Here is a 12,558-nt window from a genome sequence, read left to right on the forward strand (position 1 = left end):
CCGCCACTTCCATTACACTGGTCATCTTTAGCTCATGTTTGGGAAGTGCCTACAGGATGTCAGCCACCTCATTAAAGTCCATTACACCCGTTTTTATTCCCGTTATTGTTCTGCTTGTCTCAATGTTGTCACTTCAGGGCGGTGCCTCGCTGGCGAAAACCCTGTTTCCCACCGTGGGCGCAACCGGCATTACTGCGCTGCGTCTGGGATTTGGCACCCTGATCCTGTGCATTATTTTCAAACCCTGGCGACTGCGTTTTAGCCGGGAACAACGTACGCCACTGCTGATTTATGGTTTGTCACTGGGCGCGATGAACTTCTTGTTCTACCTCTCCATCCGTACCGTGCCCTTAGGCATTGCGGTGGGCCTGGAGTTTGTCGGTCCACTGACGCTGGCGCTGCTCGGTTCGCGCCGCGCGCTGGACTTTGTCTGGGTCCTGCTTGCCGTGGCAGGGCTGTGGTTCCTGCTGCCGTTTAGCACCGGCATTGCCTCGGTGGATCCGGTCGGCGCGCTGTTCGCGCTGGGTGCCGGCGCCTGTTGGGCGATATATATCTTATCGGGCCAGCGCGCAGGGGCAGAACATGGTGCTGCGACCGTGGCCATCGGATCGCTTATTGCCTCGCTGGTTTTTGTTCCCGTGGGTCTGACGTTTGCCGCCAGTGGCATCTGGCAGTGGAGCGTGGTTCCCGTCGCGATTCTGGTGGCGTTTCTTTCTACAGCACTGCCCTACTCGCTGGAAATGGTGGCATTAACGCGCTTGCCGGCGCGCATCTTTGGCACATTGATGAGCCTTGAGCCTGCAGTGGCAGCTCTGTCGGGGATGATGTATCTGCATGAAAGCCTTTCGGGTAAGCAATGTCTGGCGTTGCTGGCCATCATTCTGGCTTCCGCAGGCGCCACCCTGACGATGCGTCCAAGAAAGAGTCAGTTAAATGAAGTTGAATTGACCGACAACGCAAAAAAATAATCCGCTTTAGCCTGTTGAAAAACAGGCTAAATAACAATAAAAATCATCTTGATAATTATTTCATTAGAAATGTCATTGAAAATTAATATTTTGAAACACACAAAACCTCTTTCCAGAACTCCCACCTAACCAACTGATTTTTATTACCTTTAAAGCGCTGTTAAATTTAACATATTATTAACTCTTTCGGTGTTTACGTCGTTAGAGCTAAGGCAGATGCTATTTCAGCCATTGATAAGGCCAATCCTGCAAACCCCGGAATCGCTGCTATACTTAGTTTCGTACTTGATTAGGACAACCATTGAATGAGAGGACTGAAACAATGAGTACCGCTAAACTGGTTAAAACAAAATCTTCTGATCTACTTTACACCCGTAATGATGTGGCAGATGACGAAAAGAGAGCCACCATTGAGGTGCTCAACCGCCTGGTAGTGGAGTTCATTGATCTGTCGTTGATCACCAAGCAAGCCCACTGGAACATGCGTGGTGCAAACTTCATCGGCGTGCATGAGATGCTGGATGGCTTCCGCACCGCGATTACCGATCACCAGGATACTATCGCAGAACGTGTTGTGCAGTTGGGCGGTGTGGCACTGGGTACGACCCAAGTTGTGAACGACAAAACGCCGCTGAAAAGCTATCCGTTAAATATTCACAGCGTACAAGATCATCTGAAAGCGCTGGCCGATCGTTACGGCATTGTCGCTAACGATACGCGTAAAGCGATTTCGGAAGTTAAAGACGAAGATACTGCAGATATTTTCACTGCCGCCTCGCGTGACCTTGATAAATTCCTGTGGTTTATCGAATCCAATATCGAATAATGCCAGACACTGAGGTGTCAACAGGCGGGGAAACCCGCCTTTTTTACGTCTGTGTAATTATAATTTTATGACTTTGTTAACAGTTCTTACTTCCTGCCCTTCCTGTTTTTCCCGTCTGATGCACACTACCTCTGCACCACCGCAGCACACCGCACCAACACAGAGCACCAAAACAGTGCACACCGTTTGACCTGTGCAGAATCGTGTCAGCGATTGTGTCTCAGGCGGTGAATTCTGCGGTTTTTGCAAAGTTGGCATAATTTTTTCATATGATAGCCCGCAAACGATAGCTCGCAAACCTGGCTTTGAGCCCGGTCGTAAAAAGGAAAAATAATGAAATCGCTGTTTAACGTCTCTGTGGCCGCCCTGGCGCTGGCCTTCTCTCTCTCCGCTACCGCAGCCGAAAAGAAACTGATTGTCGCCACTGATACCGCCTTTGTCCCGTTTGAATTTAAACAGGGTGATAAGTACGTTGGGTTTGATGTGGATTTGTGGGACGCCATCGCCAAAGAATTAAAACTGGATTACACCCTGAAGCCAATGGATTTCAGTGGCATCATCCCTGCACTGCAAACGCGCAACGTTGACCTGGCCTTAGCCGGTATCACCATTACGGATGAACGTAAAAAAGCGATCGAATTTTCTGATGGCTATTACAAAAGTGGTCTGCTGGTGATGGTGCGTAAGAACGAAAACGACATCAAAAGCATCAATGACCTGAACGGCAAAGTGGTCGCGGTGAAGAGCGGAACCGGCTCGGTGGATTACGCCAAGAGCCACATTAAAACCAAAGATCTGCGTCAGTTCCCTAACATCGATAACGCCTATATGGAACTCGGCACCAACCGTGCTGACGCCGTGCTGCACGATACGCCAAACATCCTCTACTTTATTAATACTGCGGGCAAAGGCCGCTTCAAGGCAGTCGGTGATTCCATTGAAGCACAACAGTACGGTATTGCCTTCCCGAAAGGCAGTGACGACCTGCGTGAAAAAGTGAATGGTGCCCTGAAAACGCTTAAAGAGAACGGTACGTATAACCAGCTCTACAAAAAATGGTTCGGCACCGATCCTAAATAATAACTGAAACGGTTTTACTTTTTTCAGCAGGGAAGATTTCCCTGCTTTTTTCCATCGCAACAACTGGAGTTTCACCATGGAGTTTGACTGGAGCGTCATTTGGCCAGCCATGCCCGCGCTGCTCGAAGGCGCAAAAATGACCTTAATTATTTCCATTATCGGCCTGGTGGGCGGTTTGATCATCGGGCTGGTCGCGGGTTTTGCGCGCGCTTACGGCGGCTGGATAAGCAATCATATTGCCCTGGTTTTTATTGAAATCATTCGTGGCACGCCTATCGTTGTGCAGGTCATGTTTATCTATTTCGCCCTGCCAATGGCTTTCCCGGATTTACGTATCGATCCTTTCACCGCTGCCGTGGTGACCATCATGATCAACTCGGGCGCTTATATTGCGGAAATCACGCGCGGCGCAGTGCTGTCAATTAATAAAGGTTTTCGCGAAGCCGGCCTGGCGCTGGGCCTGTCGAGCCGTGAAACCCTGCGCTATGTGATTATGCCGTTAGCGCTGCGCCGTATGCTCCCTCCGCTTGGTAACCAGTGGATCGTCAGTATCAAAGATACCTCTCTGTTTATCGTGATTGGCGTGGCCGAACTGACGCGTCAGGGCCAGGAAATTATTGCCGGTAACTTTCGCGCGCTGGAAATCTGGAGTGCGGTAGCGATTATCTATCTTGTGATTACGTTGGTGTTGAGCTTTGTGCTGCGCCGCATTGAGAAAAGGGTGAAAATCCTGTGATTGAATTTAAAGACGTCTCAAAGCATTTTGGCAAAACCCAGGTGCTACACAATATCGACCTGAAAATTAAGCAGGGAGAAGTGGTGGTGATTATTGGCCCATCCGGCTCCGGTAAATCCACACTGCTGCGCTGTATTAACAAGCTGGAAGAGATCACCAGCGGTGAGCTGATTGTCGATGGATTGAAAGTTAACGATCCGAAAGTCGACGATCGCCTGATTCGTCAGGAAGCGGGCATGGTGTTCCAGCAGTTTCACCTTTTCCCGCAGATGAGCGCCCTGGATAACGTGGCTTTTGGTCCGATTCGGGTACGGGGTGCCAGCAAAGAAGAGGCTCGTCAACTGGCGCAAAGCCTGCTGGCTAAAGTGGGCCTGGCCGAACGCGCCGGTCACTTTCCCTCTGAGCTGTCCGGCGGCCAGCAGCAGCGTGTCGCGATTGCCCGCGCGCTGGCGGTTAAGCCTAAGATGATGCTTTTCGATGAGCCGACCTCTGCGCTGGACCCGGAGCTTCGTCATGAAGTCTTGAAGGTGATGCAGGATCTGGCTGAAGAAGGCATGACGATGGTCATCGTCACCCATGAAGTCGGCTTTGCACAGAAAGTCGCATCGCGGCTGATCTTTATTGATAAAGGTCGCATTGCTGAAGACGGCGATCCTGATACGCTGATCAGCCATCCGCCAAGTGAACGTCTGCGCGAATTTTTACAGCACGTCTCCTGAGTGATTAACACAGCAGCCCATAACGGGCTGCTGTCTCATCGTGACAGACGCTGTGCGCGTTGGGCGGCGGACATAAAGCTCCACGCCAGAAAACGGCTCTGCTTCTGCCCCTGCGCCATATTGACGACCCGGACCACCGCGGTATCCAGTGCCTGTAACTGTTTTTCCAGCGCAGGCAAATGCTCTTTTCGCGATACCAGTGAGGTAAACCACACCACCTGACTTGCCAGGCCAGCGCTTTCCGCAATCATTTTCCCCACAAACGCTTTTTCACCGCCTTCGCACCAGAGCTCATTATGTTGACCGCCAAAGTTGAGCGGCGCCGACTGCTGTAAGCCCAGATTTCGTGATTTACGCTGTGAACCCGCCGCCGCCTCTGCAGCCGACGCATGAAATGGCGGATTGCAGATGACCGCATGGAAAAACGCACCTTTATTCACAACGCCGTTCAGCACCGCCTGAGGATTTTTTTGCCGACGTAAGCGGATCAGACGCGCCATACCGGCGTTGGCGGCGACAATTTTACCTGCGGCTTTCAGGGCAGCATCGTCGATTTCGGTTCCGGTGAAACGCCAGCCGTATTCTGCGGCCCCAATCAGGGGGTAGATGCAGTTTGCCCCGCAGCCAATATCCAGCACGTCGGCCGAGGGAACCCTGCCCTGATTATCCAGCGCCAGGAGATCCGCCAGATAATGCAGGTAGTCGGCGCGCCCCGGCACGGGCGGACACAGCGATCCCGGCGCCAGCTGCCAGTCGAGTCCGTAGAAGAGTTTAAGCAGCGCCTGGTTAAGCAGCATCACGGCCTCGGGATCGGCAAAATCAACCGACATGACGCCATAACCATTGGGCCGGACCTTTGCTGCCAGCGGTGGATGCGCCGCCGTGAGGGCAGCAAAATCATATTCACCCTGATGGCGGTTTCGGGCGTGGAAAAGCGACGGGCTGGCAGACTTTTTCATACTTTCTCTCATGTTTTCAGGCGCGCGTACAATACGCTGTGACTGGCAGAAAATAAACAGCATTCTCGGCTGAAAGCAGACTTTATGGCGGGCAAGCCAGGTGACGTTATGCAGGCGAACCGCAGTTTAGGGTGTTTTGCAAAGCGAATAAAAGGCAGACGAAGGGAAAAGCATGAGCAGAGAGCAAAATGCGCGCCGCCAGTCATCATGCTGGCGGCGCGACGCACGAATGCGGGATTATTTAAAATCGACGCGCATTAAATCCTGGATGGGCATCCCTTTCGTCGTTTCTACACAACGATCGATATAGCTGGTAAAGCCCGGGGGCGAACTCATTCCCAGACGCAGCAACTTATCATTAGAGAACACGACATTCAGACGGGCAAACTCGCCGTACAGACGCATCGCGCGCAGCATCAGGCGTTCGTTGCAAGGCCCGTAAATCTTTTTAAAGTTCTTACGCTCTTTAACGATTTCGCTGAAATCAACTTGCAGATAGTTAGGTGCCAGCGGTGCACTTTTTTCTGCGGTGGCAAAGGCCGAATCGATCTCAGAGAAGGTGTTGCTGCTGCGCTCACCGGCAGAAATATGGTAGACCATCTCTTTGGTGCAGCCGTGATCCATCAGAAATACCAGGGATTTTGCACAGTAGTCCACCGGGATAACATCGACACGGTCATCAAGCGAGCAGAGGAATTTCTCCAGCTTCATCACCATTTTAAATACCCAGAAAATACTGCCTGACGGCGTACAACCTTCCTGAGAATGGCCAACAACGATGGACGGACGGGCAATGACCAGCGGCAGGTGCGGTAACTCCTGCTTGATCTTGTTTTCGATATAAGATTTGGAATAGGTGTAATCGACAATGTGATCTTCACGTGACGACAGCACCAGGTCCTCTTTGACGACTTCACCCTGATCCGGCGCGGAAGACATTGCCGTGCCCACGTGAACAAATTTTACGAATTCAGGCAGCCCAGCCATCCTGGCAGCCAGCTTAAAGGTGCCTTCGACGTTGACGCGCCAGATATCGTTATTTTCACCAAATGACGCAATCGCTGCGCAGTTGATAACGTGGCTGACCTGATCGATACGCGCATCACCCAGAAAAAGTTCGGGTGCAAGGAGATCGCCGACCAGAATATGATCTGCGGTCAGGCGTTGAATCGCCTGTGCCGAACATGAAAACTTGGTTAAATTTTCTTTAACCCTCTCCAGTCCCTGGTTAGCATCGCTGGCTCTGACAAGCAGCAGCAACTCAACATCCTGGCGCATCAGCAATTCTGCCACAACTGCACCACCAACGAATCCAGAAGATCCTGTAACAAGAATTTTTTTCATATCGACCACGAGAACAATTGATGAGGTTGTATAGTGCACCTAATTCGTTAAACAAATACGAAACTTTGTTAGCACAAAATGTATAAAATGCAATCGTTTACTTTTCGTTTACTTTTGCACCATCTGTTTTCAGCAGTAAAATCGGAAAATAACACTTAACTAACTGATATAAATAAAAATTCATCCGTTAGCACAGAAAGTAACGGCTGTTATTATTCAGGAATAATCCGGTACCTGATCGAGACCTTTTTTACAGATTTGCCCCGCCAACAGCCATTTACCCACTACGCTTGAATCAGCTTTTACAGGGAGACAACCATGAACAAACGTTATTCATACCAGCCACGCGCCGGACACGGTCTGCCGCACGATCCACTCAATGCGATTATCGGCCCGCGCCCCATCGGCTGGATAAGCTCCACCAGCGCCAAAGGCATACGTAATCTTGCCCCTTACAGCTTTTTCAACTGTTTCAATTACCTGCCGCCGATCATTGGTTTTGCCAGTAGCGGCTGGAAAGACAGTGTGCAGAATATTGCTGAAACCAAAGAATTTGTCTGGAATCTGGCGACCCGTCCGCTGGCTGAGGCCATGAATGAAAGTTCGATTTCTGCGCCCGCCGATCAGGACGAGTTTGCCCTTGCCGGTTTAACGCCCCTGGCCGCCTCTCAGGTTAACGCCAGTCTGGTGCAGGAAAGCCCGGTGAATTTTGAATGTAAACTCACGCAGCTGATTCAGTTGCAGGATGCGCAGGGAAAAGCCATCGACAGCTGGCTGGTGTTAGGCGAAGCCGTCGCTATCCACATTGATGAAAGGCTACTGGAAAACGGGATTTATCAGACGGCAAAAGCCGAACCGATTCTGCGCGCGGGCGGCCCCAGTGCCTATTACGGGATCACTGAGGCGCAGCGGTTTGACCTGGTGCGTCCGGATGCGCGGCGGGGATAAATCTCAGAGCACCTCTGGCATCTGGGTTCGAAGGACCTGCACCGCGCGGGCAATCTCCGGTGCCAGCCAGCGATCCTCTTGCCAGCAAGGTACAATCTGACGCAGACGTCGCCAGGCGCGAAGGGTTCCACTTGCCAGTTGCGCCTCACCGTGGAACTCCAGCGCCTGGGCCGCCAGCAGGTATTCAATGGCGAGAATGTGATAGACGTTACTCACGGTTTTCAGCAATTTTAATGCCGCACCGGTTCCCAGACTGAGGTGGTCTTCCTGTAGCCCGGAGGTGATGTAGTTATCCAGCACCGCCGGCTGGGCCAACTGGCGATTCTCAGCACAGAGCGAGGCCGCCACGTATTGCGCAATCATCATGCCGGAGTTGACGCCGGGCTGGCCGACCAGGAAAGGCGGTAAGCCGCTGACCAACGGGTTGACCAGACGATCCAGGCGCCGTTCGGCAATGCTCCCCAGTTCCGCCAGGGCGATGGCCAGCAGGTCGCAGGCCATCGCGACCGATTCACCGTGTGGATGCGCTTGTGAGACCACCCGCCAGGCCTGCGGTGTGCCCATTACCAGTGGATTATCGGTACAGGCGTTGAGTTCGGTTTCAATCTGACGCTCGGCATGTGCAAACTGATCGCGGCAGGCACCGTGCACCTGCGGCATGGATCGCAGGCTCAATGCATCCTGGGTCCGGATGCCGCTGCTTATCTTCAATAGCGGGCTGTCGCCCAGTAAACGCCGTAACCGCTCGCCGCTGCGCTGGATACCCGGGCTGGCTTTAAGGGACAACACCTCTTCATCAAAGGCAACCAGTTGCCCACGCAAGGCTTCAAAACTCATGGCTCCGGTAACGTCTGCCCAGTCCAGCAAACGGCGGGCATCATCCAGCGCCAGGCAGGCCAGTCCGGTCATGCACGGCGTACCGTTTACCAGGCTAAGCCCCTCTTTTGCGCCGGGTCGATAGGGCGTGAGTCCGGTCCGCGCCAGCGCCTCACAGGCAGGCACAATCTGCCCATCAAGTTCCGCCTCGCCCACGCCAATCAGCGTCAGGCTGATATGCGCCATGTGCGTCAAATACCCTACCGATCCCTGCGAAGGCACCTGAGGCGTAATGTGCTGGTTAAGCAGCACCAACAGGCGCCGAACCAGTTCGACCGACACGCCGGATTTCCCGTGACTGTAGTTCGCTATCGCGGCGCATAAGATAGCGCGCACCTCATGTTTTGCCAGTAGCGGCCCCACGCCACAGGCATGACTTAACAAGGTGTTACGCGACAGCTGACTCAGCTCTTCTTCCGCCAGCATAATATTGCACAGCGCCCCCAGCCCCGTGTTGATGCCATAGGCGATCTGACCACTCGCAACGATATTCGTTACGATTTCTCGCCCCCGGCCAATGCGCTGCCAGGCACTCTCGCTCAGCACCAGCTCGGCATCGTGGCGGGCGACCTCAACCACCTCCTGCCAGGCTACCGGCGCGTCTCCCCAGACAACAACGCGACTCATTACACAGACTCCGCTGCATGGTGGCTGGAGATAAACTGCCTGAAGCGCGCCGAGCCGCCCTCACCGAACATGTCATCCGGCGTTCCCTGACAGTCAATGGTGCCTTGATGCATAAATATCACCCGGTTTGATACGTGGCGGGCAAACCCCATTTCATGCGTCACCACTAACATGGTGCGCCCCTCTTCTGCCAGACTGCGCATGACCTTCAGCACTTCACCGACCAGTTCAGGATCAAGTGCCGAGGTGGGCTCATCAAATAACATCACCTCCGGGTCCATGGCTAGCGCACGGGCAATGGCGACGCGCTGCTGTTGACCCCCCGACAACTGGGCCGGATAAAAACCTTTGCGATTCAAAAGTCCGACCCGGTCCAGCAGCTGTTCTGCCTGCGCAATACAGGTTTTCTTATCGCGTTTCAGAACATAGTGCGGCCCTTCAATGACGTTTTGCAGCACGGTCATATGGGACCAGAGATTGAAGCTCTGAAAAACCATCCCCAGGCGTGAGCGCAAACGTTCCACCTGTTTGGGATTCGCGGCCAGTTGATGCCCACGGGCATGGCGTTTCATCTCAATGGTTTCCCCGCCGACGCTTACCACGCCGGAATCGGGTGTTTCCAGCAGGTTAATACAGCGCAGCAAGGTACTTTTGCCCGAGCCGCTGGCACCGAGGATCGAAATGACGTCACCTTTGTGGGCCTGTAATGAAATGCCTTTCAGCACTTCCATGGCGCCAAATGATTTATGGATATCGCTGGCGGACAGCGTTACGGCGGATGAATCCTGCATCTTAATCTCCCCCAGGGACGGGTTTAATGGCCGCTAGCGGCTTCTTTGCGGGCTGATGAACCGGCGTCAGTCGACGCTCAAGCAGGGCATACAGCTGCACGATGATGAAATTGAGGATCAGGTAAATGGCGGCGGCACACAGAAACACTTCCATCGTGCGGTAGGTACGCTGGATAATCTGCTGCGCCACGCCCGTGACATCCCACACGGTAACCAGGCTGGCAAGTGCGGTGGACTTCACCAGCAAAATGGCTTCGGTTGAATAGGCCGGCAAGGCATAGCGCAACATCACGGGCGCAATAATGCGCCGCAGCAGCAGCCAGCGCGACATACCGCACGCCATACCGGCTTCCACCTGCCCGGCGGGCACCGCCAGCAACGCACCACGCAGGATTTCTGCCGTATAGGCAGCGGTGCACAGGGACAGCGCCAGCACGGCACAGCTGAATGGCTCACGTAAAAACGGCCAGACAAAACTGTGGCGAATCACGCCAAACTGGCCCAGGCCGTAATAGATTAAAAACAGCTGGATCATCAGGGGAGAACCGCGAAACACCAGAATATAGCCACGGGCAAAACTGCTCAGTATGCGCCAGCGGCTCATGCGCAGCGCCAGAATGCCCACCGCCAGCACGCCGCCGCACAGGAATGAACTGATAAACAGGCCGAGCGTAACCGGCAGGGCGGCGCTTAACTTCAGGAAAGTATCAGCAAGAAAGGCAAAATCGATCATGGTGCGGTTCCTTAATGCTGTGCCGCCGTTCGGCTCTGCCAGGCGCGGCCCAGACGAGCTTCCACGCGCAGAAAAGCCCGATTCGACAGCACAGTTAACAACAGATAGCATCCGCCGCCGATCAGATAAAAGGTGAAGTAGTCACGCGTAGAACCCGCCGCCACCTGACTGGCGCGCATCAGCTCCACGATGCCGGTGACCGAAACCAACGCAGAGTCTTTCAGGCTCATCTGCCAGACATTGGACAGGCCAGGCAGCGCGTAGCGCGCCACCTGAGGCAGCAGGATGCGCTGACGAATTCGCCAGCGCGACATGCCTGTTGCCACCGCCGCTTCCACTTCGCCCCGGGACAGCGCCAGCCGGGCAGCACGATAAACTTCAGCCTGATAGGAGCCCGAAATCAGCCCGATCGCCAGTGCGCCGATCAGAAAAGGCGGCGCCTCAATAAATCCCTGCGCACCAAATATTTGACCAATCTGGGTGATCAGGCCTGAACCACCAAAGTAAAACAGGTAGATCACCAGTAGCTCCGGGATGCCGCGAAAAATCACCGAATAGCCCTCACCCAACCAGCGTAAGGGACGGTGAGAAGACAATTTCGCCGCGGCGATGCCTGAGCCCACGACCGCTCCTACCATCAGCGCGACCAGCGACAACAGCAATGTAGTAAGCGTTGCGCTCACTATCAGCCGCCCCCAGCCATCTGCGCCAAAACCCAGCAGGCTTATCATGCTCGACCTCACTTATGGCGTAACGTCAGTTTTAAACCATTTCTCGCTGAGCTCTTTTACGGTGCCGTCAGCCAGCGCGGCCTTAATGGCATCGTCCAGTTTTGCTTTCAGATCGCCGTCTGCCATCCGCACGCCCATGGCTTCACCTTCGCCCCAGATCGGGCCGCCCAGTTGCGGACCGCTGAAGGCCAGGTTGCTGTTGTCTTTGCGCGTCAGCATTGATTTAGCAAAGGTCACATCGTCAAACACCGCATCAATACGTCCAGCCTGTAAATCCAGAATGGCATCGGCAGAGGTGGTGTATTCGCGTATGTCGGCCACGCCTTTGAAATATTTATCGATAAAAGGCGTGTATACCGTGCCGGAGGCAATACCGATGGTTTTTCCTTTCAGGGCCGCCTTTATCGGTGCCAGTGCGGCTTCAATCTCTTTTTCATCATCATGCAACTTCGTCACGCCCTTGCCCGGGGGGAGCAGCGTCCCTTTTACGGCAATAAAGGTGGCTGGCGTAGAGGCATAGGGAAGCGTAAAACTGACCACTTTTTTTCGCTCTGGCGTGATCACAATGGCGTCCATGATCACGTCGTATTTACCCGCATTCAGCCCGGCAATCATGCCATCCCAGTTCTGGACAACCAGTTTGCATTCCATGCCCATGCGCTTGCACAGGTTGGCCATGAGTTCCGGCTCAAATCCCCCGAGTTTGCCGCCGGGCAGCGTCAGGTTCCAGGGTTCATAGCTGCCTTCCGTCGCTATCGTGATCGATTTCCACTCTTTCGCCTGCACCGCAACGGTGCTGAGCAGCAGGCTGGAAAACAGGGTCGTAAGGCAAAAACGGCGAAACGCTTCGGGGTGCTTCATACGGCTTCTCCTGGATGAAAATGCGTTTTAAGAGTGTCAGTGTTGTTTTAACAAAAAACTTACAAGATGATGAATCATGTATATACAAGCTAACATTGTCGAATTCATTGTCGGCTTGATCGTTTTGTGAGCCAGACACGATAAATAGCAACGGGATATCGAACAGAGCTAACTTGTACATACAACCTAGCAAAGGTCGTGCCAGTTCAGGACGCTCGGCAACCGCCGCCCCATTGCCCGGTGAAAGTGCTCTTACCAGGCCAATGCCCGTTTCAGGTGCAGCACTGCACACATTCAGCGCAAACTTGCGCGCAGTGCTGCGGCGGACAGAAACAGATCGGCAACCGATTATGTTATCG

At 53.7% G+C, this 12,558-nt stretch carries 13 protein-coding genes; 6 read left to right on the forward strand and 7 right to left on the reverse strand.

Annotated features, from left to right (window positions below):
• Positions 1-56 precede the first annotated feature (56 nt).
• The 5 genes from rhtA to glnQ all read left to right on the forward strand — a co-directional run bounded on the left by rhtA (position 57) and on the right by glnQ (position 4,329).
• On the forward strand, positions 57-968 hold the full coding sequence (gene rhtA, locus PAGR_RS14670) for a threonine/homoserine exporter RhtA (protein ID WP_014606240.1): 912 nt from the start codon (positions 57-59) through the stop codon (positions 966-968).
• A 322-nt stretch (positions 969-1,290) separates the two neighbouring features.
• The gene (gene dps / locus PAGR_RS14675) at positions 1,291-1,794 is read left to right on the forward strand and encodes a DNA starvation/stationary phase protection protein Dps (RefSeq protein WP_014593274.1); all 504 of its coding nucleotides are present in this window, start codon (positions 1,291-1,293) and stop codon (positions 1,792-1,794) included.
• A gap of 333 nt (positions 1,795-2,127) precedes the next feature.
• Positions 2,128-2,874: a glutamine ABC transporter substrate-binding protein GlnH gene (gene glnH / locus PAGR_RS14680; RefSeq protein WP_014606241.1), complete on the forward strand. Its 747-nt coding sequence runs from the start codon at positions 2,128-2,130 to the stop codon at positions 2,872-2,874.
• Positions 2,875-2,950: 76 nt separating this feature from the next.
• Positions 2,951-3,610 (forward strand): glutamine ABC transporter permease GlnP, encoded by a 660-nt coding sequence (gene glnP / locus PAGR_RS14685; protein ID WP_014593272.1) that lies wholly within the window; start codon positions 2,951-2,953, stop codon positions 3,608-3,610.
• Positions 3,607-4,329 carry a glutamine ABC transporter ATP-binding protein GlnQ gene (glnQ, locus tag PAGR_RS14690; RefSeq protein WP_014606242.1) on the forward strand — a complete coding sequence of 241 codons (723 nt, stop codon included), beginning with the start codon at positions 3,607-3,609 and terminating at the stop codon, positions 4,327-4,329. Before glnP ends, glnQ begins: the two co-directional genes overlap by 4 nt.
• A 35-nt stretch (positions 4,330-4,364) precedes the next feature.
• On the opposite strand, the gene rlmF is transcribed toward glnQ, so the two are convergent.
• Both rlmF and PAGR_RS14700 read right to left on the reverse strand, forming a co-directional pair.
• Complete coding sequence (rlmF, locus tag PAGR_RS14695) at positions 4,365-5,288, reverse strand: 23S rRNA (adenine(1618)-N(6))-methyltransferase RlmF (RefSeq protein WP_014606243.1); 924 nt, start codon at positions 5,286-5,288, stop codon at positions 4,365-4,367.
• A gap of 237 nt (positions 5,289-5,525) precedes the next feature.
• A complete protein-coding gene (locus PAGR_RS14700; RefSeq protein WP_014593269.1) occupies positions 5,526-6,632 on the reverse strand; it encodes an SDR family oxidoreductase in 1,107 nt (368 codons plus the stop codon).
• A 318-nt stretch (positions 6,633-6,950) separates the two neighbouring features.
• On the opposite strand from PAGR_RS14700, the gene PAGR_RS14705 reads away from it, so the two are divergent.
• Entirely contained in the window at positions 6,951-7,580 is a 630-nt protein-coding gene (locus PAGR_RS14705) for a flavin reductase family protein (protein ID WP_014593268.1), read from the forward strand.
• Between the two features lie 3 nt (positions 7,581-7,583).
• Here the strand turns inward: PAGR_RS14705 and PAGR_RS14710 are convergent, their stop codons facing one another.
• From PAGR_RS14710 to PAGR_RS14730, 5 genes are read right to left on the reverse strand one after another with little or no spacing between them, the layout of a single operon-like run.
• Positions 7,584-9,083 (reverse strand): HAL/PAL/TAL family ammonia-lyase, encoded by a 1,500-nt coding sequence (locus tag PAGR_RS14710; RefSeq protein ID WP_014606244.1) that lies wholly within the window; start codon positions 9,081-9,083, stop codon positions 7,584-7,586.
• Positions 9,083-9,874, reverse strand: a complete 792-nt coding sequence (locus PAGR_RS14715) for an ABC transporter ATP-binding protein (protein ID WP_013025163.1) — start codon at positions 9,872-9,874, stop codon at positions 9,083-9,085. Before PAGR_RS14715 ends, PAGR_RS14710 begins: the two co-directional genes overlap by 1 nt.
• A gap of 1 nt (position 9,875) precedes the next feature.
• Entirely contained in the window at positions 9,876-10,607 is a 732-nt protein-coding gene (locus tag PAGR_RS14720) for an ABC transporter permease (RefSeq protein WP_013025162.1), read from the reverse strand.
• Between the two features lie 11 nt (positions 10,608-10,618).
• Positions 10,619-11,338 (reverse strand): ABC transporter permease, encoded by a 720-nt coding sequence (locus PAGR_RS14725; protein WP_014606245.1) that lies wholly within the window; start codon positions 11,336-11,338, stop codon positions 10,619-10,621.
• Positions 11,339-11,350: 12 nt separating this feature from the next.
• Positions 11,351-12,199: a transporter substrate-binding domain-containing protein gene (locus tag PAGR_RS14730; RefSeq protein ID WP_014606246.1), complete on the reverse strand. Its 849-nt coding sequence runs from the start codon at positions 12,197-12,199 to the stop codon at positions 11,351-11,353.
• Positions 12,200-12,558: the final 359 nt, after the last annotated feature.

It is taken from the genome of Pantoea ananatis PA13 (genome assembly GCF_000233595.1).
In the GTDB taxonomy this organism is placed as follows: domain Bacteria; phylum Pseudomonadota; class Gammaproteobacteria; order Enterobacterales; family Enterobacteriaceae; genus Pantoea; species Pantoea ananatis.